This window comes from Allobosea sp. MMO-172, assembly GCF_037147855.1.
GTDB lineage: Bacteria > Pseudomonadota > Alphaproteobacteria > Rhizobiales > Beijerinckiaceae > Allobosea.
In genome coordinates, this window is record NZ_JBBCUM010000002.1 from 358,139 (window position 1) to 382,838 (window position 24,700).

Annotated in this window: 23 protein-coding genes; 5 read left to right on the top strand and 18 right to left on the bottom strand. The window is 67.1% G+C overall.

The genetic code is table 11. The features are described from left to right. Positions 1–35 precede the first annotated feature (35 nt). Genes WFK61_RS04905 through WFK61_RS04935 form a run of 7 tightly spaced genes read right to left on the bottom strand, consistent with a single transcriptional unit; the run spans position 36 to position 7,668 of the window. On the bottom strand, positions 36–1,061 hold the full coding sequence (locus WFK61_RS04905) for an SIS domain-containing protein (RefSeq protein ID WP_336810404.1): 1,026 nt from the start codon (positions 1,059–1,061) through the stop codon (positions 36–38). After that, positions 1,054–2,001, bottom strand: a complete 948-nt coding sequence (locus tag WFK61_RS04910) for a carbohydrate kinase family protein (RefSeq protein ID WP_336810405.1) — start codon at positions 1,999–2,001, stop codon at positions 1,054–1,056. Before WFK61_RS04910 ends, WFK61_RS04905 begins: the two co-directional genes overlap by 8 nt. Continuing rightward, on the bottom strand, positions 1,998–3,074 hold the full coding sequence (locus WFK61_RS04915) for an ABC transporter ATP-binding protein (RefSeq protein WP_336810406.1): 1,077 nt from the start codon (positions 3,072–3,074) through the stop codon (positions 1,998–2,000). The genes WFK61_RS04910 and WFK61_RS04915 overlap by 4 nt, the downstream gene beginning before the upstream one ends. Continuing rightward, positions 3,074–4,588: an argininosuccinate lyase gene (locus WFK61_RS04920; RefSeq protein ID WP_336810407.1), complete on the bottom strand. Its 1,515-nt coding sequence runs from the start codon at positions 4,586–4,588 to the stop codon at positions 3,074–3,076. The genes WFK61_RS04915 and WFK61_RS04920 overlap by 1 nt, the downstream gene beginning before the upstream one ends. 5 nt (positions 4,589–4,593) lie before the next feature. Further along, complete coding sequence (locus tag WFK61_RS04925; protein ID WP_336810408.1) at positions 4,594–5,436, bottom strand: carbohydrate ABC transporter permease; 843 nt, start codon at positions 5,434–5,436, stop codon at positions 4,594–4,596. Next, positions 5,436–6,377 carry a carbohydrate ABC transporter permease gene (locus WFK61_RS04930; protein WP_336810409.1) on the bottom strand — a complete coding sequence of 314 codons (942 nt, stop codon included), beginning with the start codon at positions 6,375–6,377 and terminating at the stop codon, positions 5,436–5,438. Before WFK61_RS04930 ends, WFK61_RS04925 begins: the two co-directional genes overlap by 1 nt. A gap of 31 nt (positions 6,378–6,408) precedes the next feature. Beyond that, a complete protein-coding gene (locus WFK61_RS04935; protein WP_336810410.1) occupies positions 6,409–7,668 on the bottom strand; it encodes an extracellular solute-binding protein in 1,260 nt (419 codons plus the stop codon). A gap of 165 nt (positions 7,669–7,833) precedes the next feature. Here WFK61_RS04935 and WFK61_RS04940 point away from each other — a divergent pair, with 165 nt between their 5' ends. Next, positions 7,834–9,075: an ROK family protein gene (locus WFK61_RS04940; protein ID WP_336810411.1), complete on the top strand. Its 1,242-nt coding sequence runs from the start codon at positions 7,834–7,836 to the stop codon at positions 9,073–9,075. A 24-nt stretch (positions 9,076–9,099) separates the two neighbouring features. Here WFK61_RS04940 and WFK61_RS04945 read toward each other — a convergent pair whose 3' ends face one another. From WFK61_RS04945 to WFK61_RS04985, 9 genes are all read right to left on the bottom strand, one after another. Continuing rightward, entirely contained in the window at positions 9,100–9,444 is a 345-nt protein-coding gene (locus WFK61_RS04945) for a Rid family hydrolase (RefSeq protein ID WP_336810412.1), read from the bottom strand. Between the two features lie 22 nt (positions 9,445–9,466). Continuing rightward, on the bottom strand, positions 9,467–10,594 hold the full coding sequence (locus WFK61_RS04950; protein WP_336810413.1) for an NAD(P)/FAD-dependent oxidoreductase: 1,128 nt from the start codon (positions 10,592–10,594) through the stop codon (positions 9,467–9,469). Next, entirely contained in the window at positions 10,591–12,045 is a 1,455-nt protein-coding gene (locus WFK61_RS04955; protein ID WP_336810414.1) for an NAD(P)/FAD-dependent oxidoreductase, read from the bottom strand. Before WFK61_RS04955 ends, WFK61_RS04950 begins: the two co-directional genes overlap by 4 nt. Beyond that, complete coding sequence (locus WFK61_RS04960) at positions 12,042–12,350, bottom strand: (2Fe-2S)-binding protein (RefSeq protein WP_336810415.1); 309 nt, start codon at positions 12,348–12,350, stop codon at positions 12,042–12,044. The genes WFK61_RS04955 and WFK61_RS04960 overlap by 4 nt, the downstream gene beginning before the upstream one ends. Next, positions 12,331–13,449 carry an NAD(P)/FAD-dependent oxidoreductase gene (locus tag WFK61_RS04965; protein ID WP_336810499.1) on the bottom strand — a complete coding sequence of 373 codons (1,119 nt, stop codon included), beginning with the start codon at positions 13,447–13,449 and terminating at the stop codon, positions 12,331–12,333. Before WFK61_RS04965 ends, WFK61_RS04960 begins: the two co-directional genes overlap by 20 nt. 14 nt (positions 13,450–13,463) lie before the next feature. Further along, a complete protein-coding gene (locus tag WFK61_RS04970; RefSeq protein WP_336810416.1) occupies positions 13,464–14,264 on the bottom strand; it encodes an ABC transporter permease in 801 nt (266 codons plus the stop codon). Next, positions 14,261–15,127, bottom strand: a complete 867-nt coding sequence (locus WFK61_RS04975; protein ID WP_336810417.1) for an ABC transporter permease — start codon at positions 15,125–15,127, stop codon at positions 14,261–14,263. Before WFK61_RS04975 ends, WFK61_RS04970 begins: the two co-directional genes overlap by 4 nt. Next, entirely contained in the window at positions 15,124–16,167 is a 1,044-nt protein-coding gene (locus WFK61_RS04980) for an ABC transporter ATP-binding protein (RefSeq protein ID WP_336810418.1), read from the bottom strand. Before WFK61_RS04980 ends, WFK61_RS04975 begins: the two co-directional genes overlap by 4 nt. A gap of 161 nt (positions 16,168–16,328) precedes the next feature. After that, a complete protein-coding gene (locus WFK61_RS04985; protein WP_442896260.1) occupies positions 16,329–17,363 on the bottom strand; it encodes an ABC transporter substrate-binding protein in 1,035 nt (344 codons plus the stop codon). 122 nt (positions 17,364–17,485) lie between these two features. Here WFK61_RS04985 and WFK61_RS04990 point away from each other — a divergent pair, with 122 nt between their 5' ends. Next, positions 17,486–18,391 (top strand): LysR substrate-binding domain-containing protein, encoded by a 906-nt coding sequence (locus WFK61_RS04990; RefSeq protein ID WP_336810419.1) that lies wholly within the window; start codon positions 17,486–17,488, stop codon positions 18,389–18,391. Between the two features lie 10 nt (positions 18,392–18,401). Here WFK61_RS04990 and WFK61_RS04995 read toward each other — a convergent pair whose 3' ends face one another. After that, positions 18,402–19,595, bottom strand: coding sequence for a glycosyltransferase (locus WFK61_RS04995; protein ID WP_336810420.1), 1,194 nt, complete (start codon positions 19,593–19,595; stop codon positions 18,402–18,404). Next, complete coding sequence (locus WFK61_RS05000; protein ID WP_336810421.1) at positions 19,544–20,146, bottom strand: MarR family transcriptional regulator; 603 nt, start codon at positions 20,144–20,146, stop codon at positions 19,544–19,546. The genes WFK61_RS04995 and WFK61_RS05000 overlap by 52 nt, the downstream gene beginning before the upstream one ends. A 329-nt stretch (positions 20,147–20,475) precedes the next feature. Here WFK61_RS05000 and WFK61_RS05005 point away from each other — a divergent pair, with 329 nt between their 5' ends. The 3 genes from WFK61_RS05005 to WFK61_RS05015 all read left to right on the top strand — a co-directional run bounded on the left by WFK61_RS05005 (position 20,476) and on the right by WFK61_RS05015 (position 24,674). Then, positions 20,476–22,230 carry a type I secretion system permease/ATPase gene (locus WFK61_RS05005; protein WP_336810422.1) on the top strand — a complete coding sequence of 585 codons (1,755 nt, stop codon included), beginning with the start codon at positions 20,476–20,478 and terminating at the stop codon, positions 22,228–22,230. Then, complete coding sequence (locus tag WFK61_RS05010; protein WP_336810423.1) at positions 22,227–23,582, top strand: HlyD family type I secretion periplasmic adaptor subunit; 1,356 nt, start codon at positions 22,227–22,229, stop codon at positions 23,580–23,582. Before WFK61_RS05005 ends, WFK61_RS05010 begins: the two co-directional genes overlap by 4 nt. Positions 23,583–23,879: 297 nt before the next feature. Beyond that, positions 23,880–24,674, top strand: coding sequence for a calcium-binding protein (locus WFK61_RS05015; RefSeq protein ID WP_336810424.1), 795 nt, complete (start codon positions 23,880–23,882; stop codon positions 24,672–24,674). Positions 24,675–24,700 lie beyond the last annotated feature (26 nt).

The following is a 24,700-nucleotide window of genomic DNA, read 5'->3' on the forward strand; positions in this document are numbered from 1 at the left end:
GGTTCCGCGGAACCTTGCCCCGAGACAGCCACAGCTCACAGCGTCTGCGTAACCTTGCGCAGATGCGGCGGGCGGTCGGGATCGAGCCCGCGGGCCGCCGCCAGCGCCGCGATGCCGCCGTAGAAGGCGCGCGCCTGCAGCAGCGGCATCAGCACGGGCGGGGCCTCGGCCGGTACGGGGAGCGCGATGCCCGACGCCGCGTCGGAGCCGGCATAGGCGACCTCCGCCCCCAGCGCCGCGAAGTTGCGGGCAACGGAAAGCGTGCTCTCGCTGCCTTCGTCGGCGGGGTCGAGGACGAGTGCTGGGAAGCCCGGCCCGACCAGCGCGAGCGGCCCATGCAGCACTTCAGCCGCGCTGAAGGCCTCGGCATGGATGCGGCAGGTTTCCTTGAACTTCAGCGCCATTTCCTGGGCGATGCCGAGGCCGAGCCCGCGGCCGATGACATAGAGGCTCGTCGCCTGTTCAAGGCGCCGGAGGAAGGGCGACCAGTCGCAAAGCCCGGCCTGCCGGAGCAGTTCGGGCGAACGGACGAGCGCATCCGAGAGGGCACGCTCGCTGCTCCAGGCGGCGGTGAGGTGCAGGAGGGCGATGCCGGTGGCGAGGAAGCTCTTGGTGGCTGCGACGCTGGTCTCGGGGCCGGCTGCGAGCGGCAGGGCGACATCGACCAGCGCCGCCAGCGGCGAGTCCATGTCGTTGATCAGGCCGACCGTCAGCGCGCCGCCGCGCTTGGCCGTCTCGGTCAGTTGCAGCGCGTCCGGGCTGCGGCCCGATTGCGAGGCGGCGATGAAGACGGCGCCGGAGAGATCGAGTTCCTCGCGATAGACCGAAGCCAGGCTCGGGCCGAGCGAGGCGACCGGCAGGCCGAGCGTGCGCTCCAGCAGGTACTTGCCATAGGTCATGGCATGGTCGGAGGAGCCTCGCGCGCAGGTCGCGATGAAGGCGGGCTGGCGCCGCCGGAGCTGTTCGCCGAGCTGTGCCATCGCGTCGGCATTGGCCGAGATCTGGCGAGCGGCGACCTCGGCCGCCTCGGCGGCCTCACGGATGAGAATGGCTTCAGGCATCGATCCGCTCATGGCTGTGCAGCAGGTTCCGGCTGATCTCTTCGACCTCGGCGCGGTCAAGCCGTGCGCCGGCCCCGCCGACGGAGCGGACGGAGAGGGTACCGCAGGCGATCCCTTCCGCCAGTGTCCGCTCGGGCGTGCGCCCGGCGAACCAGGCGGCGAGGAAACCGGCATTGAACGCATCACCCGCACCGGTCGTGTCGAGAACCGGCCCGCCTTCGGGAGCGGGCAGGGCGATGGCGGCGTCGCGCTCGAAGAAGCGGGCGCCATTGCCGCCATCCTTGATGACGACGAGCGGGAAATGCCGGGCGAGGCGGATGCCAGCCTGATCGAGATCCTCGCAAGCCGCGATCGCCCGTGCCTCCGCTGCATTGGGCAGGAAGATATCGGCGCCGGCGGCGCGCGCGATCAGGTCGGGCCGACGAATCCAGTCATCGTCCCAGCTCGGATCGAGCGAGACGGTGAGGCCTGCGCGCTTCGCTTTCTCGATCAGATCGGGGATTTCCGCGAGCGTCGCGAATTCGGCGATGTGGAGATGGCGCGCGGCCGGATCGGCGAGGGCCGCGTCCAGCGTTGCCGGGCGGGCGCTGCCGGCGCGCCGTGACAGGAAGGCGCGCTCGCCGTCCTGCACCATCACGACGGTCGGCTGGGGACCGGCCTCGGGCGTGCGTTCGAGCCAGCGCAGATCGACGCCGCTTTCCGCCAGTGCCGGCGCAAGCGTGCCGGAGAGCGGGTCCGTGCCGATGCGGGCGAGCAGGCTCGCGCGCATTCCGAGCGCGGCGAGATGGGCGGCGGTGATGAAGCCGCCGCCGCCGGGCACGATCGCCACCGTCTCGGCGAAACGCTCTTCGCCGAGGCGCGGCATCGCATCGAGCCCGCGGAAGACGATATCGCAGTAGAGCCGGCCGATGCTGAGGACGAGGTCGCGCCCGGCGCTCATAGCGCGCGCTCGGTCGCCGCATCGAACAGGCGCAAGGAGTCGATGCCGGCGCCGAGGCGAACCTCGTGGCCGACGACCGGCGGCGCCTTGGCCGAGGCCGAGGCGAGGATCAGCCCGTCGCCATGCTCGACATGGACGAAGGTCTCCGAGCCCAGCGGCTCGACCACCGCGACCTTGCCGGTGAGCACGAGATCGGCGTTGTCGCCGGGGGCGAGCACGCGCAGTTCCTGCGGACGGACGCCGACCAGCACCTCGGCGGGGAGCGGCGTGGGGCGGGGCGGCAGGGCGATGGCGTTGCCGGCCAGCTCCAGCGTCGGCTTGCCATCGGCGGTGCTCGTCCGGGCCGGCAGGATGTTCATCGTCGGCGAGCCGATGAAGCGGGCGGTGAAGACATCGGCCGGCTTCTCGTAGAGTTCCATCGGTGCGCCGACCTGGAGGATGCGGCCATCGCGCATCACCACGATCCGGTCGGCCAGCGTCATCGCCTCGACCTGATCATGGGTGACGAAGACGATGGTGCGGCCGAGCCGCTGGTGCAGGCGCTTGATCTCAAGCCGCATCTGGGCGCGCAGTTGCGCGTCGAGATTGGAGAGCGGTTCGTCGAAGAGGAAGGCGGCGGGGTCGCGCACCATGGCGCGGCCGATGGCGACGCGCTGGCGCTGGCCGCCGGACAGGGCCGAGGGCTTGCGTTCGAGCAGCGGCTCGAGGCCGAGGATGCGCGCGGTATCCTCGATGCGGCGGCGCTTCTCGGCCTTGTCGAGCTTCGCCGTATAGAGGCCGAAGCCGATATTTTCGGCGACGCTCATATGCGGGTAGATCGCGTAGTTCTGGAACACCATGGCGATGTTCCGCTCCTTCGGCTCCAGCCGGTTCACCGGCCGCTCGCCGATGGTGATGGTGCCGCCGTCGATTTCCTCCAGCCCCGCGATCATGCGCAACGTCGTCGACTTGCCGCAGCCGGACGGGCCGACGAAGACGACGAATTCGCCGTCCTCGATGGCGAGGTCGATGCCATGAACGACCTGCGTCTTGCCGTAGCGCTTGACCAGCCCCTGAAGCTCGATACCCGCCATCAGGCTGCTCCCATCAGATCCGCGAAGGCGGCGTCGAGTTCATGGCGCGCGGAAGCCTCGCGCGCAGCGGTCGCGGTTGCGGCGAGGCCGGCGGCTACGAGGATACCGCGATAGCCGGCGAGGGCGGCTCCAAGCGCCTGCGGCCCCGGCCCACCGAAGCGCTCGCGCACCGCGACGAAATGCTCGGGCGAGACGGCCTCGGCAAAGGCGGCCTCGTTCAATGCAGGCTCGCGGCCGGCATGCTCGCGGAAAGCCTTGCGGAAGGGCGCGTAACCATCGCGCGGCAGGTCGCCATCAGCTGCGACCACGGCGCGGGCGACATCGGCGGCGATCTCATGGGCTGTGCGGAAGGACAGGCCTTCCGACCGGACGAGCGTGTCGGCCAGCTCGGTGATGGTGATGCAGGAGCGGCGGATGTTCTCGGCAACGCGACGCCCGTCGACCTGCAATGCCGGCAACAGCGCGGCGAGCAGGCCGAGCACGCGCTCGCCCGTCGCGAAGGCCTGATAGCCGGCTTCGTTGGTTTCGCCCTCGGCGTCGTTCATGTCGGTGAAGGGCGTGTTGTGGACGATGTCCCTGACCATCCGGGCGCGCGCCACGGTCTGCGAGGCCAGATGACGCAGATGCTCGATCGGGACCGGATTGCGCTTCTGCGGCATGATCGAGGAGATCTGCACGAAGGCATTGGGCACATAGAGCTGGCCGACCTCGAAGGCAGTCCAGACCTGCAAATCCTGAATCAGGCGGCCGAGATGCAGGAAGACGAGCTCGACCGCGCTGTAGGTCGCGGTGAGGTAGTCGATCGCGGCGATGCAGCCGTAGGAATTCTGGAGGGGCACGGCGAAACCGAGGAGATGCGCGACGCGGGCACGGTCCAGCGGGAAGCCCGAGGTGGTGATCGCGGCGGCGCCCATCGGCGAGAGATCGAGCAGGGCACGGGCCTGCACCAGCCGCTCATGGTCGCGCAGCATTACTTCGATGGCGGCCGAGAGGTAATGGCCGAAGGTGGTCGGCTGCGCCGGCTGGCCGTGGGTATAGGCGACGATCAATGTCGCCTTCTCGCGCTCGGCGAGGTCGAGGGTGGCCGTGATGAGCGCGCGCAGCAGGCCGGCCATATGGTCGAGCCGCGGCTTGAGGGCGAGCTTGAAAAGGGTGTGGTCGATATCGTTGCGCGAGCGGCCGGTATGGAGGCGGCCGGCATCGTCGGCCGGCAGGCGCTTCTTCAGTTCCGCCTCGATCAGGAAGAAGTAATCCTCGACCGAGCCGTCATAGCTCAGCGTGGCCGGGTCGATCTCATCGTCGATTTCGGCGAGCGCGCGGGCGATGCGGCCGGCAGTGGCACGCGGCAGGATGTCCGTCTCGTGGAGCATGACGAGATGGGCGCGGTCGATGGCGCGGAAGCTCTGGACATGATGCGTCTTCGCGCCGTCGAAGAGCGGGCGCAGTACGGTTTCCTTGTAGACGGGATCGGGGAAGACGGAGGTGTCGCTCGCGCGGGGATCGGTTTTCGTCATGGCAATCAGCCCTTGAGACCGGCGAGGACCACGCCGCGCACGATATAGCGCTGGAGCAGCAGGAAGACGGTCAGCGTCGGCAGGGTCGCGAGCGCGGCGCCCGTCATGATCAACTCCCACTGGACCTGCGATTCCACCGCGAAGCTCGTGAGGCCGACCGGCAAGGTGTAGAGTTCCTTGCTCGTGGTCACGATCAGCGGCCAGATGAAGGCGGTCCAGTTGCTGAGGAAGGTGAAGATCGCCAGCGCCGAGAGCGCCGGCGTCACCAGCGGCATGGCGATGCGCCAGAAGATCGCGAATTCGTTGAGGCCGTCGATGCGGGCGGCTTCGAGGAAGTCGTTCGGCACGGTCTCGAAGAACTGCTTCATCAGGAAGGTGCCGAAGGCCGTCATCATGCCCGGGAACATGATGCCCCAGTAGCTGTCGAGCCAGCCGAAGTTCTTGGCCATGACGTACCAGGGGATGACCAGCATCTCGGTCGGGATCATCAGCGTCGAGAGGATGGCGATGAAGACGAGATAGCGGCCGCGGAACTGGAACTTCGCGAGGGTGTAGCCGACGAGGCTGTCGAAGAAGACGTTCGAGAGCGTGACCGCGACCGCGATGCCGAAGGAATTGGCGAACCAGCGCAGGAAGCGGCCGTCCGAAAGCACGGCCACGTAGTTGGCGAGTGTCGGATGGGCCGGGAAGAAGGCGAGATCGTAGATCTCGGAGGAATCCTTCAGCGAGGTCGCGAACATGAAGGCGAGCGGCGTCACCATCAACAGGCCGCCGCCGAAGAGCAGGAGCCAGGTGAGGATGCGGCCGGGCTCGATGCGCAAGGCCAGGGGAGAGGCGGCGGCGCTCATCAGCGGTCTTTCAGCAGCCTGAGCTGCAGCAGGGAGACCACGAGCAGCACGAGGAAGAGCACGACGGTCTGGGCCGCGGCATAGCCCATATCGAAGGAGGAGAAGGCCGTCTGGTAGATCATCAGCACGAGCGGCTTGGTGGCGTTCAGGGGGCCGCCGGGGTCGCTGCTCGTCTGGCTGGTCATGTTGTAGACCTGATCGAAGATGCGCAGGAACCCGATCGAGGAGAAGACGACGAGGAAGACGATCGTCGGCTTGAGCAGCGGCAGGGTGATCCGCCGCAGGATCGTGCCGTTCGAGACGCCGTCGATGCGGGCGGCCTCGTAATAGGTCGTCGGGATGGCGCGCAGGCCGGCCATGAAGATCACGACCTGGAAGCCGAGACCGGCCCAGATCGCGGGCGCGAGCACGGCCGGCAGCGATTGCGTCGTCGAGCGCAGGAAGGGCTGCTGGGCGATGCCGATGCCGGCGAGCAGGTTGTTGAACAGGCCGATCGGCACCGGCTGGTAGAACCAGCGCCAGACCCAGGCCATCGCCGCCGCGGTCGTCAGGAAGGGCAGGAAGTACAGCGCCCGGATGAAGCCGTGCAGGAAGCGCACGCGGTCGAGATGATAGGCGATGGTGAAGGCGAGCAGCAGGCTGATCGGCGTGCCCAGCAGCAGGTAGAGCGCGGTGTTGCGGAAGACCTGCCAGAACACCGGATCGGCCATCAGCCGCTTGAAATTGGCCAGCCCGATGAAGGAGGGCTTGGTCAGCAGGTTCCAGTTGGTGGTGGCGATCCAGAACGCTTCCAGCGTCGGATAGAAGCGCACCACCGCATAGAACAGCACCGGCACGGCCAGGAAGGACCAGGCCCAGAGGACCTGTTTCTGGCGCATGCCGAGGCCCGATGACGGGCGGGCGCCGGATCGCGCATCGACACGAGACGAAGAGGCGTTCATCGCGACAATCCGATCCGACGCCCGGCCCGCATCACTTCTTGTAGAAGCGGTCGAGGATGGCCTGCTCGGCCTTGGCGGCCTCGGCGAGCGCTGCCTTGGCGTCCTGGTTCTGCAGCAGCACGCGATTGATCATGTCGAGTGCGACCTGGCGCTGGGCCAGCTCGTCGACGAAGACCGTGGCGTGCGAGTAGTTGAGCGCCTTGAGGAACGGCCCATAGACCGGGTGGTTCAGGTTCTTCTCGGTCTCGGCCGCTTCCTTGCGCGCCGGCAACTCGCCGACGGTCTCGAGCCAGAGCTGCATCGCCTCGGGCGTGGTGACGAAGGCGAGGAACTTCTTGGCCGCTTCCAGCTTCGGGCCGGTCGGTTTGGTGGTGATGGCGTTGACCCAGTAGCTGGCGAAATTCGCCTTCTTGCCGTCGGCCGAGGCAGGAAGCTCGGCAACGCCCCATTCGAAGGCCTTGATGCCGCCGAAGGCGCCGAGACGGAAGGAGCCGTCGATGGTCATCGCGGCGCGCCCGGCGCGGAAGGCGGCCTGGCCCTCGTCCATGAAGCCGACCTGGCCGACCTTGTGGGTGCGCTGGAGGTCGGCATACCAATTCAGCGACTTGGCGCCGGCCTCGCTGTCATAGGTCACCTTGCGGTTGTCGTCGCTATAGGGCGCGCCGCCGTTCTGGCGCAGCAGCGTCTCGCGCCACCAGTGATAATCCTGGCCGGGGAAGTCGAGCGTGATGCCGGCCGAGAGCATGTTGCCGGCGCCGTCGCGCTTGGTCGTCTTCTTGGCCATGTCGAGCAGCTCTTCGACGGTCTTCGGCGGCGTGTTCGGGTCGAGCCCGGCCTCCTGGAAGAGCTTCTTGTTGTAGAACAGCGCGAGCGAGCGCACCGCTGTCGGCAGGGCGTAATATTCGCCGTCGCGCTTCATCGCCGAGACGATCGGGTAGAATTCCTTCTCGATCGCGGCGGGCGGGAAGGCGTCGCGCGGCAGCGGCTGGATGAACTTGGCGCCGACGAAATTGTCGAGCCAGCCGTAGAAGAGCTGCACGACGTCGGGGCCCTGGCCGGCCGGCATCGCCGCGGCGATCTTGGTCTGGTAGTCGGCATAGGGGAAGGTCGTCTGCTTGACCTTGATGTTCGGGTTGGCGGCCTCGAAGCGCTTGATCAGCTCGGTCATCGCCTTGACGCGCGCGTCGAAGACATACTGCCAGTACTCGATCTCGACGGTCTGCGCCTTGGCGCCGGCGACCGCGCCGACCGAGACCATCAGACCCAACAGCATCCCGCGTAAGCCGCGCATGACCCTCTCCCCTGATTTCGTCGTCCCCCGTCCCTGCCGGCGGACGGCATTCGGGAGGCTCGCAGGTATCGTCGTCTCGCCGGCCCGCGGCTGTCAATCCATTAATTCACTTGAGTTGGATTAATTGCCGGAGCAGGCTGTTGCTCCGATTCAGCGCGACCGCCTATGCCGAACCGTCCCGTCCCTCCCTCCCGCAGCGTCGCCGTCGGCACCAATCCCGAGCGGACGCGCAGCCATAACCGCCGGGTGGTGCTGGAAACCGTGCGCCAGCACGGCCAGCTCGGCCGGTCCGATATCGCGGTGCTGACCAAGCTCACGGCGCAGGCGGTCTCCAACATCGTCGCCGAGCTGGTCGAGGAGGGCTTCCTGACCGAGCTTGGCCGGCGCCGGACGGCGCGGGGGCAGCCGCCGGTCGAGTTCGCCGTCAATCCCGAGGGCGGGATGACGGCTGGGATGGAGATCGCGGCCGACCATGTCACGACCGTCCTCGTCGACCTCGCCGGGCGGATCAGGGCGCAGCGCATCGCGCCTCTCGCGGACACGACAGTCGCAGGCGTGCAGAAGACGGCCGCGGCGGAGCTGGTCGCGGTCAGGCGCGAGGCCGGCCTGCCCGAGCGCCTGCTCGGCTGCGGCGTGGTGATGCCCGGCCCTTTCGAGATCGAGGGCATGAACTCGGTCGGCACATCGCCCTTGCCCGGCTGGGCCGGGCAGGATGCGGCGCAGCTCCTGCAGGATGCCCTGAACACGCCGGTCGTGATCGAGAACGACGCCAATGCGGCAGCGGTGGGCGAGCATCTCCACGGGCTTGGCCGTAACCTGCGCCATTTCTGCCAGATCTATTTTGGTGCGGGTTTGGGCCTTGGCGTCATCGTTGCCGGGCAGCCCTATCGCGGGGCCTTCGGCAATGCCGGTGAGATCGGCCATATCCCGGTCGTGCTAGATGGCCGCGCCTGCGCCTGCGGCGGGCATGGCTGCCTCGAACGCTATGCCTCCTTCCATGCGCTGGCGGAGACTTTGCGCGAGGCCGGTCTTGTAGGGGCTGGGCCGGAGGAGGTCGCGCGCCTGCACGCGCAGGGGCATCCCGCGCTTGCCGGCTGGATCGCTGAGGCGGCGGGATTGCTGGCGCCGGTCGTGACGATGCTGGAGAACCTGTTCGATCCGGAGACCGTCATTCTCGGCGGCGAGATGCCGGATACGGTCATCGATGCGCTGATCGCGGCGATGGCGCCTCTGCCGATCTCGGTGGCGAACCGGCCGTGGCGGACAATCCCGCGCGTCCAGCGCGGCGGGACCGGCCGCCTGACGGCAGCGCTTGGCGCGGCGGCGCTGCCCCTGCTCGACACGATGACGCCGAAGCTCGATCGCGTCAGCCTGATCCCGGACGCATCCGCCTCGGCTTCAGGCTGACGGTGCTCCGGTCGCGACAATCGTTCAGCGCGAAGCGGTGACCACGATCTCGATGATCGCGCCGCCGCCGAGATCGGCGACGCCGACCGTCGCGCGGGTCGGCATGTCCTCGCCGAAGAAGCCGGTCCAGGCGGCGTCCATGTCCTTCTTCTGGGAGAGGTCGGTGACGTAGATCTGCGCGGCGACGATCGCCTTGCGGTCGAGCCCGACCTCGCCGAGATAGCCCTCGATCTTGCCGAGGATGTTCTGCGTCTGCGGACCCATCGACTGCATGGTGTCGTCGGCGATGACGCCACCGACGAAGACGAGATTGCCGGTCTCGACGATACGGTTCTGGATCGGCGTGCGGATGGAACGCTTGATGGCCATGGGTCTTCTCCTGCGTTGAAACTCAGTGGGTGGTGGTGAAGCGGGCGATGTCGAGGCCGTCGATCGGCACGTTCGAGCGGCCGGTCGCGATGATCTCGGCCATCACCGCGCCGGCGCCGGGGCCGAGCTGGAAGCCATGGGCCGAGAAGCCGAACTGATGATAGACGCCCTCGTGCCGGGCGCTCCTGCCGAAGACCGGCAGGTCGTCCGGCATGCGTGCCTCGATCCCGGCCCAGGCGCGTACGACCGGCGCGCCGCGCATGATCGGGAAGAGGTCCCAGACCGTGCCGGCGCTGATCGCGAGCTTGCGCCAGTCGAGCAACGTGAGGTTCTCATCGCGCAAGGGGGTGCCGAGATGGCCGCCGCCGATCAGCACCGTGCCGTTGTCGAACTGCTTGAAGGAGAGTTTTCGCCCGCGCAGGATCACCACGGGCTTGATGAAGGCCGGCAATGGCGCGGTGATCATCAGCATCGGCGCGATGACCGAGAGCGGCACGGGTTCGCCGAGATCGCTGGCGATGCGGTCGGCCCAGGCGCCAGCGGCATTGACGATGCGCGGAGCGAGGAAGTCGCCGGCATCGGTGACGACGCGCCAGTTCGGCCCGTCCTGCTCGACCCTGGTGACGCGCACGCCCTCGCGGATGGTGACGCCGAGGCTCTCGGCCTTACGCTTGAAGGCCTGTGTCGCGCGCAAGGGAATCGCGGCGCCGTCGCGGCGCGAGATCACGCCGCCGGGGCAGCTCTCGGACACCGCGGGGACGATCGCGCGCAATTCCCTGGCGTCGATCATTTCTTCATGGTGGAAACCGCGCAGCGTCAGGTCGGCGACGCGGGTACGGCAGCCTTCGAGGTCGGCCTCGTCCTCGGCGACCAGCACCTGCCCGTCGCTGGTGAAGCCGCAATCGTCGTCGACCAGTTCGGCGATGTTGTGCCAGAGCGCCATCGAGGCGTTGGAGAGGGGAATTTCCGCGATATGGCGGGCGAGCTGTCGCACGCCGCCGGCATTGACGCCGGAGGCGTGGCGCCCGGCATGGTCCTTCTCGATCAGGATGACCGAGAGCCCGCGCATGGCGCAATGCAGGGCGGTCGAGCAGCCATGGATGCCGCCGCCGATGACGATGACATCGGCGCTACGACGCTCAGCGCTCACCGGACGACCGCCTTCACCGAGGCTTCAGTCTGCGGCAAAGCTGCGAGCTCGGCCAGTGTCACCGGCTTGATCGGCGGGCGCAGGCGGTAATAGCCAGTCTCGGCCGGGGTCGTGCCGCGCGTCTGCGCGATCAGCTCGACGACCGTCGGGCCGCAGAGACGGCCCTGGCAGGGACCCATGCCGCAGCGCAGGAAGGCCTTCATCTGGTTCGGGCCAGTGACGCCAAGGCGTTTCGCGGCGTCGCGGACCTGTCCGGCCGTGACCTCCTCGCAGCGGCAGATGATGGTCTCGTCTTTGGGCGGCGCCAGGAATTGCGGCGCCGGCTTGTAGAGCAGGTCGAGGAAGCGCCGACCGCGCAGTTTCTTGTCCAGTTCTGCCCGGACCGGCGCCGCCTGCCGGTCACGTTCGGCCTCGCTGAGCCTACCCAGCTGCGATGCCGCACCGAAGGCCGCGATCTCGCCGCGCAGGGCCGCGCTTTCCGCACCGCCGATGCCGGCGCCGTCGCCGGCGATGGCGATGCCGGGCACGGTCGAGGCGAACCAGGCATCGACGCGCGGCACCCAGGCGTGCTGCTCAGTGTCGAAATCATGGGCGCAGCCGGCGGCATTGGAGAAATTCACACTCGGGATCACGCCTTGATGCAGCAGGAGCGTGTCGCAAGCGATGGTGCCGGTGCGGCCCCCTTGTTCGAACTGCACGGTGGCAAGCTTTCCATCGCCGGTTGCCGTCAGGCTGGTCACGCCGGAGACGAAGCGCAGCTTGCGACGCGCCGCCGCCATCAGCTTGAGGCCCTTGGCGAGATAGGGCGAGCGCAGGAAATCCGGGACGGCGGCGAGCGCTTTCGACCAATTGGCGGATGGCGTCGTGTCGAGCACGGCGGTGATCTGGCAGCCGGCAGCCGCGAGCTGGCCCGCGAGCAGGTAAAGCAGCGGGCCGCAGCCGGCGATGACCGTGCGCCCCGCTGGAATGGCGCCTGCGGATTTGAGCGCGATCTGCGCGGCGCCCGCCGTCATCACGCCGGGCAAGGTCCAGCCGGGGATCGGGAAGGGGCGTTCCTGCGCGCCTGTGGCGAGGATCACTTGCCGCGCATTGATGATGCGGGCCTTGCCGTCGAGCGAGAGGCCAAGCTCGAAGGTTCCGGGCGCGGTCTCGTCCGGGCCGATCGACCAGACGGTGCAGCGCGGGGCGTAGGCGGCTTTCGAGCGCTCGAAGCGGGCGACGATGCCGGTGCCGCGCCAATAGTCCTCGCCGAGGATGGCGCGGTTCCTGACCGGCGTCGTGGTCACGGCGCGGTAGATCTGGCCGCCCGGCGCCGGGTTCTCGTCGGCGAGCAGGACGGAGAGGCCGAGCTCGGAGGCACGCGCTGCGGCGGAAAGGCCGGCCGGGCCTGCGCCGACGACAAGGAGGTCATAGGTCTCAGTGAGCTGTTCGATGCTGGCGATCGGAATCATTCCGCGGCCTCCGTGAGATGGCGGCGGCCATGCTGGGTCTCGATGCGCATGCCCTCGACAAGCGGGACGAGGCAGCCCTGCCGGTTGCCGATGCCGTCGATCACGACGAGGCAGTCGAAGCAGACGCCCATCAGGCAATAGGGCGCGCGCGGTGTGTCGGAGACCGGGGTCTCGCGGCAGGCGGTGATGCCGTTGACGAGCAGGGCGGTGGCGACAGTGTCGCCCGCGCGCGCCGTCAGCGGCCGGCCGTCGAAGGTGAAGCTCAGCTCTCCGCTCGCGGCAAGATCAGCTATGGGCCGGAACATGGAACCTCCGTGCGGTGAAGCTCGCGACGCTCTCCGGCAAGGTGCCGGCGAGGATCGCGGGAGCGAGCGTCAGGACATGGTTGGCGGCGAGCGTCACGCCGGAATGGCAGGTGACGACGAAGGCGCCGGGATGGGTTTGCGACTGGTCGTAGATAGGGAAGCCGTCGGGACTCATCACGCGCAAGGCCGACCAGGTGCGGACGACATTGAGGCCGGCGAGGCGCGGGAACATCTTCACGGCCCGTTCCGCCATGGTCGAGAGGATCGGCTGGCCGACGACGGTGTCGAAGCCTCGATCCTCCTGGCTGTCGCCGATCATGACGCCGCCCTCGTCGGTCTGGCGCACCGTGACCATCGGATTGTGCAGGAAGGGCTCGGTCTTCTCGGTGATGATGATCTGGCCCTTGCTCGGCTTCACCGGCGCATCGAGCCCGACCATGGGAGCCAGCCGCGCATTGCCGAGCCCGGCACAGAGCACGACCTTGCCGGCGCGCATCTCGCCCCAGGGGCCTGTGATGGCGAATCCGCCATCCTTCGGCACGATGCTCTCGACCGGGCTGTTCGGACGGTAGTCGACGCCGCGCCGGACCGTCGCCTCGCGCAAGGCCCGGAACAGCTTCAGCGAATTCACATGGCCGTCGAGCGGGGAATAGAGCGAACCGACGACATCCTTGCCGATGGCGGGCAGGCGCCGCTTCGTCTCGGCATGGTCGAGCACCTCATAGGGAAAGTCGGAGAGCGGCCGGCTGTTATGGAGGCGGCGCATCGCGTCGACGCGCTTGTCGAGCTCGTCCTGCGAGAGGCAGAGCATGAAGCCGCCGGGCTGGCTATGGGCGACGTCGATTCCGGTCTCGCCGGCCAGCGACGCGGCCAGTTCGTGCCAGCTATCGGCCGAGCGGCGCGACCAGAGCGCGTAGTCGGGCATGCCGAAGCCCTTGGACTGCACCCAGACCAGCGCGAAATTGCCGCGCGAGGCCCGCAACGCGGTGTCGCCCTCGTCGAGGATCGCGACCTTGGCGCCGCTGCGGGCGAGGCCGAGCGCGATGGCGCCGCCGACCACCCCGCCGCCGATCACGGCGACATCGGGTTCTTTAGGGATAGTGGACACTGGCGTCAGCCTTTTCCGGTTCCGACGAACAGCCGGTCGAGCCCGAAGAGCCTGTCCAGCGCCATCAGCAGGATGGCGGTCAGGGCGATCAGGCAGGCGGAGACGGCTGCGATGAGCGGGTCGATATTGTCCTGGATGTAGAGGAACATCCGGACGGGGAGCGTGGTGGTGGCGGGCGAGGCGATGAAGACGGTCATCGTCACCTCGTCGAAGGAGTTGATCGCGGCGAGCAGCCAGCCCGAGACGACGCCGGGCAGGATTAGCGGCAATGTTACGCGCCGGAAGACCACGGCCGGGCTCGCGCCAAGCGAGATCGCGGCGTGCTCGATGCGCCGGTCGATGCCGTAGGAGGCGGCGAGCACGAGGCGCAGCGCGAAGGGCAGGATCACGATGATATGGCTCAGCACCAGCCCGAGGAAGGTCCCGGAGAGGCCGATCTGCGTGAAGAAGCGCAGGAAGGCGATGCCCAGGACGACATGGGGGACCATCAGCGGCGACATGAACAAAGCCGTCATCGCCTCGCGGCCGGGGAAGCGATAGCGCGCGATGGCGAGCGCGGCGGGCACCGCAAGCCCGATCGCGACGGTCGAGGACAGCGCGGCCAGCCAGAGCGAATCCCGGAAGGCGCGCAGGAACTCGGGGTAATCGAGGATCGCCCTGAACCAGCGCAGGCTCCAGACCCGGCCGGGCAGCGAGAGATAGCCCTCCGGCGTGAAGGCGACGAGGCAGACCACCACCAGCGGCGCCAGCATGAAGACGACGAAGAGCGCGTGGAACAGGATGGCGAAGGGACCGTTGCGGCTCATTCGAACACCTGTGAGTAGCGCCGCTCGACCAGCCGGTTGGCACCGACGGTGAGGATCACGAGGGCTGCGAGCAGGAGCACGGCGACGGCGGCGCCAAGCGGCCAGTTCAGCGTGTTCAGGAACTCGTCATAGGCGAGCGTCGCCGCGACCTTGAGCCGCCTGCCGCCGATGATCGCGGGCGAGGCGAAGGCGCTGGCCGCCAGCGCGAAGACGATGATCGAGCCCGAGAGGATGCCCGGCACGATCTGCGGCAGGATCACGCGGCGCCAGATGGTGAGGCGCGAGGCGCCGAGCGAGAGCGCGGCATTCTCGATCTGCGGATCGAGCCGCTGCAGCGAGGCCCAGACCGCGAGGATCATGAAGGGGATGAGCACATGGACGAGTGCGATCACCACGCCGGTCTCAGTGAACATGAATTCGAGCGGCTGGCCGATCAGGCCGAGCGCCATCAGCCCTCGATTCACCAGCCCGTTCGAGCCGAGCAGCAGCGCCCAGCCGAGTGTGCGAGCCACGACCGAGACCAGGAGGGGCCCGAGGATCGCGAGCAGGCAGAGGCCGCGCCAGGCCGGCGACATGCGATTGAGGATATAGGCCTCGGGCACGCCGATCAGGATGGCGAACAGCGTCACCAGCACGGAGATGCGCAGCGTGCGCAGGAAGACTTCGAGGAAATAGCTGTCGCTGAAGATCTCGCGGAAATTCTTCAGGGTGAACTCGGCGACGATGCCCTTGTACTGACCCCAGTCGTAGAAGGCGAGCAGCACGGTCATGCCGAGCGGTATGATGACGAGGCCGAGGAAGACGGCGAGCGCAGGACCCGTCAGCCAGTAAGGCGTCGCGCGGGCGGAAGCATCCGGGCTCATGAACCTGCGCCCTCCGCCAGCAACGCGGCGTCGCCGGGGCCGAAGCTCAGCATCACGCTCTCGCCTTCGCCGGGGACAGGCCTGCCGTCATTGTGCCGGATCAGCGTGACCGGACCGGCGGCGCTGTCTGCCGTCAGCAGCCAATGCGCGCCCTGGAAGACGCGGGTGGTGATGCGGGCTGTGAAGCCCGGCGCGCCCTTCGCCGCGAAGCCGAGGCGCTCGGGGCGGACAGCGATGCGCAGCGTGCCTGAAGGGGCGCCGGCGAGCGGCACGGAAAGGTTTTCGATCGCGACATGGCCACGGCCGTCGCCGGTTGCTGCCAGGACATTGGTCTTGCCCAGGAAATTCGCGACAAAGGCGGTGTCGGGTGCGCCATAGACGGCGTCGGGCGCACCGATCTGCTCGACGCGGCCGCGATTCATCACGACGATGCGGTCGGACAGCGCCATCGCCTCGTGCTGGTCATGCGTGACGAGGATGGTGGTCGTGCCGATCGAGCGCTGGATCTGGCGCAGCTCCCCTTGCATCTCCTCGCGCAGTTTGGCGTCGAGATTGGAGAGGGGTTCGTCGAGCAGCAGGAGCGAGGGCCTGATGACGAGGGCGCGGGCCAATGCGACGCGCTGCTGCTGGCCGCCCGACATGCGCCGGGGATAGCGATCCTCGAACCCTTTGAGGCCGACCAGCGCCATCGCCTCCAGCGTGCGCTTCTCGCGCTCCGCCTTCTCGACGCCGCGCATTTCGAGGCCGAAGGCGATGTTCTGCGCCACGGTCATATGCGGAAAGAGCGCGTAGCTCTGGAAGACGATGCCGAGGCCGCGCTTGTTCGGCGCGACGCCGCCGAGATCGCCGCCGTCGAGCAGGATGCGGCCGCGATCGACCGGCACGAAGCCGGCGATCATCTGCAGCGTCGTGGTCTTGCCGCAGCCGGAGGGGCCGAGCAGCGAGATGAACTCGCCGCGCGCGACCGTGAGGTTGAGCCCCTCGACGGCGACCGCCGTGCCGTAGGACTTGCCGAGGCCTTCGAGAACGAGATGGGACATGGGTTGTTTGCTGGCCTCGTTTGAGGGCGCGGAAACTCCGCGTCATCCCGGGCTTGACCCGGGATCCATTCCGGAGCGCTTCCGAAGAAGGTTCAGGCATGGATCCCGGATCTTCGCTTCGCTGCGTCAGGGATGACGGTGAGGTTGGAAGGCGGACTGTGTTACCGCTCGACCTCGCGGTTCCAGCGGCGGGTCCATTCCTCGCGCTTGGCGTTGACGATGTCCCAGTCGACGGCCTTGAGCTTCTTCACGTCCTCGCCATAGGGCAGACCCTTCTGTTCGTCGGGTGTCAGCGTCACCGTCATGTTGGCGGGGCCGAAACCGGCGCCGGTCGCCATCACCTTCTGGATCGCGGGCGAGAGCATGAACTGGATGAAGGCATTGGCCTCGGCCGCGTTCTTCGAGCCCTCGACCGGGCAGGCCGCGACGCCGAGCGCGAAGCCGCCTTCCTTCGGATAGACGAACTCGACCGGGAAGCCGGTGTCGGCAAAGGCCTTGACGCGGCCCGAGCCCCAGACGCCGAGCACGGCCTGGCCGTTCTGGAAGAGCTCGGTCATCTTCGCCGGCGAGGGTTCATAGGCGACGATGTTCGGGTTGATGTCCTTCTTGAAGGCCTCGAAGCCCGGCTCGATATTGCCCTCGCCGCCGCCGCCGATCTGCGCGAAGGCGATCAGCGCATGCAGGCCATAGGTGTTGTTGATCGGCGGGCTGACGATCTTCTTGCCGTAGATCTTCGACTTCAGGTCGGTCCACGAGGTCGGGGCCGGCCACTTGTTCTCGTCGAAGACGTTCTTGTTGTAGAACAGGCCGGTGCCGACGAGGCCGAGCCCCACGCCCTTGTTCGACTTGAACTTCATCACCGGCGCGACGTCCTTGTAGACTGCGCCGTCGGTCAGCGTGCCGCAGAAGCCGAGCGCCACCGCCTGATAGGCGGGGCCATCATCGACGATCGCGACATCGATCTGCTGGTTGCCCTTCTGGGCCTGCAACTTGGCGAGCGTGTCGGTGGAATTGCCGGCGACATACTCGATCTTGACGTTGGCCTGCTTCTCGAAGGCCGGGATGACCTCCTTGCGCATGGTCTGCTCGTAGGAGCCGCCATAGCCGGCGACGTAAAGCGTCTTCTGCTGGGCGAAAGCGGCGGAGCCGGCGAGCGCGGTTCCGGTAACCAGAGCGAATGTGATGGCGAGCTTCACGGTATCCCCTCCTCGTTTTCGAGTGATGCCGTTAGGTTCGGGGCTGTTTTGGAACTGGTCAAATCGAATGTTTCGCGCAGCCCATGCCGAAATGTTATGTCCGCTTCGAGTGAGGATCGAGCATGCTGAACCCGCGCCAGATCGAGGCTTTCCGGACGGTGATCGTGACCGGCGGCATCACCGCCGCCGCGCAGGCGCTGAACGTCACGCAGCCGGCGGTGACGCGATTGATCCAGGACCTGCAATATGCCCTCGGGTTGCCGCTTTTCGTGAAGCGCGGCGCGCGATTGGTGCCGACCAACGAGGCGCTCTCGCTCTATCGCGAGGTCGAGCGCCAATTCGTCGGGCTGGAGCGGATCGAGAATGCCGCGCGCAACCTGCGCGACGGGCGAGCAGGCTCGCTCAGGGTCGCGGCGCTGCCGGCCTTCAATGTCGGCTTCCTGCCGCGGGTCGTGGGTAGCTACCTCAAGCAGAAGCCGGACCTGGAGATCGCGATCTATGGCAGCATCTCCTCGCAGGTCGTGGATTGGGTCACGTCGGGTTTCTGCGAGCTCGGCTTCGCACAGCTCCCGCTGGATTTTCCGGGGATCGATATCGAGATCCTGCCGGCAATGGCGCCGGTCGCGGTGCTGCCGACAGGGCATCGGCTTGCCGCCAAGGCGGTGCTGGCGCCGGAGGATTTCGTCGATGAGCCGTTCATCTCGCTCGAGCAGTCGACGCAATTGCGCTACCGTATCGATGCGCTGTTCTCAGCCCATCGCGTCGCGCGCCAGACCCGGGTCGAGACGCCGTTATCGATGATCGCCTGCGGGCTCGTCGCGGCGGGCGCGGGGCTTTCGGTGGTCGATCCGTTCACGGCCGAGGAATATCGCGGCAAAGGCGTCGAGGTGAGGCCGCTCAGGCCGTCGGTGACCTACGATATCGCGATCATCTGGGGTGCCGGCCGTTTCCGCTCCGCCGTCGCGCAGGATTTCGCGGAGACGGTTCGGGCTGCGGCTCTCGACTTTGCCGGGACTGCGGCCGCGTAAAAGCCAGGCCTCAGTCGCCGAACTGATGGATCCAGCCGGTCTGTCTGCTTATGCAGCGCTCGCGCTCGTAACCGGCGATGACGGTTTCCCGTGCGGCGCGGCGCAGTGGCTGCAACAGCGCGGGGCTCGCCAGCGCTTCCTCGATGCGTTCAGCCAGCGCTTCGCTGTCATGGAAGGGGGCGAGCAGGCCGTTGGCGCCGTCGCGGATCACTTCCTTGACCGGTTCGGTGTCCGAGCCGACGACGAGGCAGCCGCAGGCCATCGCTTCCAGCAGCGACCAGGACAAGACGAAGGGCACGGTGAGATAGACATGGGCGGCCGAGACCTGGAACAGCCGGATCAACTCATCATGGGCGAGCCAGGGGATATGGACGATCCGGTCGCCGAGCCCGGTCTCGGCAAGCATCGCCTCGCGCCAGCTGTTGCCATCGGAACGGGGGCGGCCATAGCCGGAGCCGTCGCCGCCGACCACGACGAAGAGCGCGTCGGGGCGACGGGCGGCCAGGAGCGCCGCGGCGCGCATGAATTCGGGATAGCCGCGATAGGGATCGAGATCGCGCGCGACGAAGGTCACGGCGGGCATACCCGGCGAGAGCACACGGCCGTCGGGCAGGATGAAGGTCGCTTCGCTGTCCGGGCGGCAGAAGCGGGTGTCGATGCCGTCATGGCAGACGGCGATGCGCTGGCGGTAGGCGGCCGGATATTGCCGGCGCTGCCATTGCGTCGGCGCATAGGCGGCATCGAGCGTGTCGAGCGCGAGAAGCTGGGCGGCGTTGCGCATGCGGACGCGCTGGCGATCGGCGGCCGGCACGGGCTCGTCGATGCCGAAATCGAGATCGGAATCCGTGCTGCGGTAATAGTACTCGCAATAGCCGATCAGCCCCGCAGCGGGCAGCGCGTCACGGGCGAAGAGCAGGCCGCCCCAGCCGATATGGCCGAGGACGACATCCGGGGGATCGCTGCGCTTCAGGCGCTCCATCAGGCGCGCCACCGCCTCTCCGGTGCGCAGGTGATACTCGGTCGCTGCGAGCGCCGGGTGCTGGGTCGTGCTCTCGTCGACGGAATAGACGAGCTGGCGAACGCCCGGCGCCTCCTGCGCCGGGCGTTCGGTGATCAGGGTGACCTCGGCGCCCTCCGCGACGAGGCTGCCGATCAGAGCAGCGAATTGACCAGATCCTGCGCGATGAACGAATAGGACATGCATGATGCGAGCAGCACTCCGCCGTAGCGGAGCGCGTCGTTCCACCACTGTTCGAGTTGGCGCAGGGTTTCGTGGGTCGTGTTCAGGTCGGTCTCGCGGTTGCTTTCCAGCCGCTGGCCGAACTGGCTGGCCTCGTCGAGCAGGCGCAGCCGCTCGCACAGCATCTGCCCCTTCAGTGAGAGCGAGATGCGGGCCTGCCGGCGATCGCGCGGCGAGGCCCCCCGGTCGAGATAGCCGTTCTCCACGAGCTGCTTGAGATTATAGGAGGCGTTCGAGCCGCCGTAATGGCCGCGGTCAAGCAGATCGCGGACGGCGATCTCGCCTTGTCCGATCGTCATCAGCACCATGACTTGCGATGGCGAGATGTCGTCGATGCCGAGCTTGGTCAGTTCGAGCCGGAGATAGTCGAGAAAGCGCCGGCTGACCCGCTCGATCACCCGCGCGAGGTCAAAAGGGGAAATTCGGCGATCGGGGACCTCGTCGAGGACACCGGAACCATTCGCCGGATGGTGGCCGTTCAGGGAACTGCCTGTGAATTGCTCGCCGCCGCGCAATTTAAAGTGCATTCCTTACCCCACCTGATCGAAAATTAAACAATCCATCTCTTTTGCCTCCGATTTGTGGTTAGAAGCCTATAGGCAAAGCACATGCCACCTACGTTAGCCATTAGATAAGATTGTAGTATTCTTTCGATGCGCAGAAACTGTTTCGAAATTCAAAATTTCTCATAGTTCAGCCTTATTTGCTTCCATCTGAGTCGGTGAGCTACGCTTCTAATCTGTCATAATCTTGACACTCCCTCCATGTCTCGTTGCAAGTCCGATGACGGGGTTTTCCCCGCAGCTCTCTCGGACCCAACGCACCCTCATTCTTGGAGCCTTGCATGAAGGCGGTGACGCCGGCGCCCGACGCCCTGATCCGGAATCTCCAGCGCTCGTTCGTCGGCGGCCTGAGCTATGCGGGCTTCCTCAGCCTGTGCGTGAACCTGCTGCTGCTGACCGTCCCGCTGTTCATGATGCAGGTGCAGGACCGCGTGATCGTCAGCCGCAGCTATGACACGCTGACGATGCTCCTGGTCATCGCGGTCGGGGCGCTCGTGCTCTACGGCGTGATCGAGTTCATCCGCTCGCTGACCTTCCAGGCGATGGCGAGCATCTTCGCGCGCAAGCTCAATTTGCCGGCTTTGCAGGCGGCGGTGAGCTCCTCGCTCGAGAAGGGTTCGGGCCAGGCGACGCAGGCGATCCGCGATCTCAACGACATCCGCTTCTTCATCGCGAGCTCGGCGATCGCGACGCCGCTGGAGGCGGCCTGGTCGCCGATCTTCCTGGCCGTGCTTTTCGCCCTGCATCCGATCTACGGGCTGGTGGGGCTCGCTTCGCTGATCATCCTGCTGCTGCTCGGCGTGCTCTCGGACATGCTGACCCGGCGCGTCCTCAAGGAGGCCAACGAGGCCGGCGTCGCCAGCATCAACGAGGTTGGCGCCAGCCTGCGCCATGCCGAGACGATCGAGGCCATGGGCATGCTGCCGGCGCTCTCGCGGCGCTGGCGCGGCCAGCAACTGGCGATGATCGAGCAGCTCGACATGGGCACGCGGCGGGGCAAGTTCATCGCCGCCGTGACGCGTTCCTCGCGCATGACGATGCAGCTCGCGGTCTATGCGACCGGCGCCATCCTGATCATCCGCAACGAGGTCACCGCGGGCACGCTGATGGCCGCGAGCATCCTGCTCGGCCGCCTGCTCGCGCCGTTCGATTCGATGATCACCGACTGGCGGCAATGGGTTCTCGCCGCCGCCGCCTGGAAGCGCGTGCGTGAGCTGGTTCTCGGCCGCAACTCGCAGCGCCAGACCGTCCCGACCCCGCCCTGCCAGGGCGATCTCGTGGTCGACCGGGTGATCTATGCGCCGGCCGGGCAGGAGTTGACGGTCATCAAGAGCGTCTCCTTCACGCTGCAGCCCGGCGAGGTGCTCGGCGTGGTCGGCCCGTCCGGCGCCGGAAAGTCGACGCTGGCGCGGCTGCTTGTCGGCGTGCTCCGGCCCAATGTCGGCGGCGTCTATCTCGACGGGCACAGCACCTATCTGTGGGAGCGCGGCTCGTTCGGCGCGATGGCCGGCTATCTCCCGCAATCGGTCTCGCTGCTCAACGGCACGATCGCCGAGAACATTGCCCGCATGCGCGATCCCGATCCGCGCGCCATTCTGGAGGCGGCACGCATTGCCGGCGTTCACGAGCTGATCGGCCGCCTGCCGCTCGGCTACGACACCAATGTCGCCGATAGCGACTTCAACCTCTCCGGTGGCCAGCGCCAGCGCATCGGCCTGGCGCGGGCGCTCTACGGCATGCCGCGCCTGATCGTGCTCGACGAGCCCAATGCCAATCTCGATGCCGAGGGCGAGCAGAGCCTGATCCGCGCCATTGCGGCGGCGCGCGAGAGCGGCGCCATCGTCGTGCTGATCGCGCATCGCCCCTCGGTGATGCAGGTGGTCGACAAGCTCCTGGTGCTGCGCGAGGGCCGCGTCCAGCAATTCGGCCCGCGCGGGGAGATCGCCGGCATGATCACGCCCGGCGGGCGCGTCGAGATCGAGCCCGCTGGCAAGGCTCCGACAGCCCCGGCCCCGGCTCGCGAGGTGAAGGCATGACCGGACGTTCCCTGATCAAGCGCCCCGAACATTCGCTCACCGTACAGGTCGAGCCGGAAATCCTCGAGGAGCGCATGCCGAGCCTGCGCAACCTCGTGCTGGCCGGTGTCGCCGCGATCGGCGTCGGCTTCGGTGGCTTCGGCGCCTGGGCCGTGACGGCGCGGCTCGACAATGCCGCCGTCGCGCCCGGCCTCGTCGCGGTCGACAGCAAGCGCAAGACCGTCAGTCATCTCGAAGGCGGCATCCTCAAGACCCTGCTCAAGGCGGAGGGCGAGCGCGTCGCACGGGACGAGCCGCTGCTGCGGCTGGAGGATGCGCGCCAGCGCGCCGAATTGCAGCAGTTGCAGGCCAAGCGCATCGGGCTCGAAGCCAAGCTCGCGCGCCTGCGGGCCGAGCAGACCGGGGCCGGCGAGATCGCCTTTCCCGCCGATATCGCGCGGATGGATTCGCCGATCGCGCGCGAGGTGCTGCGGGCCGAGCAGGGCCTGTTCAAATCCCGCGCCCAGGTCCATGACGGCAAGGTCCATATCCAGCAGCGCGTTATCGAGCAGCATCAGGCGGAATCGGACGCGCTGAAGGCCCAGATCGACGCCACCACGCAGCAGCGCTCGCTGATCGACGAGGAAGCCAGGATCATGGCCGAGCTCTACGAGAAGCGCTATGCCAAGCGCAGCCAGCTCGTCGAATTGCAGACCAAGCAGAGCGAATTGTCCGGCAAGGCCGGGGAATTGACCGCGCGCAAGGCCAAGGCCGAGCAGGCGGTCGCGGGCGCCAATCTCGAAATCCTCTCGATCAGCCTCGAACGGCAGAACGATATCGGCGGGGAGATCCAGGAAGGACAGCTCGCGCTCTCGGAGGTGACCGAGCGCATCGTGCAGGCCGAGGACATTCTGCGCCGGCTGGTGGTGACCTCGCCCCAGGAAGGTGTCGTCGCCAATATCCGGATGCGCACGGCCGGCAGCGTGATCGCGGCGGGCGAGGCGATCCTCGACATCGTGCCGGAGCACGAGCCGCTGATCGTCGAGGCCAAGGTCGATCCGCGCGACATCGATGCGGTGAAGATCGGTTCCACGACGCGCGTGCGCTTGACCGCGTTCAATTCGCGCCTGCTGCCGCCCCTGCAGGCCAAGGTGAGCTATGTCGCGCCGGACCAGTTGATCGACGAGAAGACCGGCGCGCCCTATTTCGTGGTGCGGGCGGAGATCGATCCCGGCAGCCTGCGCGACTACAAGGTCTCGCTGCATGCCGGCATGACCGCCGAGGTGATGATCGTCAACGGCGCGCGCCGCGCGGTCGACTACCTGCTCTCGCCGATCACCGACAGCTTCAACCGGGCCTTCCGCGAGGATTGAGCGGGTGCCATCGGCGCAGTGGCCGACAGGCTAGTGCGTTCGGGGCTATATTTCGAATTTGAAAGTATATCTTCGAGAATATGGATAGGTTTTTGATCGTAAAATAAAGACTAAACTATGTTGCGTCGCAAAATGATCACAATAAAAAGCTTGCTGCACTGCATCTGTTGAGCAATCTTCGCCCGGTCGAGCGATGGCCTGATCTATCGATGGTCGTCGGAAACATTCCTGGTCTTCTCGTTCTGCGGTGCGGCCGCCGAATGGTCCAGGTTCACCAGATCGCCCAGGAGGTGCCGTATGGCGACGATCGAAGGAAGTGCATTCGACGACTTTTTGATTGGGAGTCGCTTCAGTGACGTGATTCTCGCCGGAGCCGGCGACGACATCGTCAAGGGTGGGGATCAGGTCGATTCCCTGTTCGGCGAGGAAGGTGACGACACCCTGTTCGGCGACGGCGGCAACGACGCCCTGTTCGGCGGCGAGGGCAACGATACCCTCTTCGGCGGGCTCGGCGACGATGTCCTGTCCGGCGACGAGGGCAATGACGCCCTGTTCGGCGGCGAGGGCAACGACATCCTCAGCGGCGGTGCCGGCGACGACATCCTGCGCGGCAATAACGGCGACGATGTCCTGATCGGCGGCGAAGGCAACGACATCCTGCAGGGCGGCCCGGGCGACGACATCCTCCAGGGTGGCGCCGGCAACGACGTCCTTCAGGGCGGTGACGGGGCCGATATCCTCAACGGCGGCGAAGGCAACGACATCCTTCAGGGTGGCGCTGGCGACGACATGCTGTTCGGCGGTGCCGGCAACGACATCCTGCATGGCGGCGCCGGCAGCGACACCTTCGTGTTCGAGGGCGGCGGCGGCAACGATGTCGTCCTCGATTTCGAGGCCGGCTCGGACATGCTGCAGATCGCGTCCGACATCAACGGCACGGGCATCAGCTCGGCCGAGGACGTTGCGGCGCGTGCCACCACCGTCGGCGGCAACACCGTCGTCGATCTCGGCAACGGCGACACGCTCACCCTGGTCGGCGTCTCCGCCGACGACGTTCAGGCCGATCCGAACTCCTACTTCACGGTCGCCTGATCCTGATGCTGCCTCTCGTTCGGCCA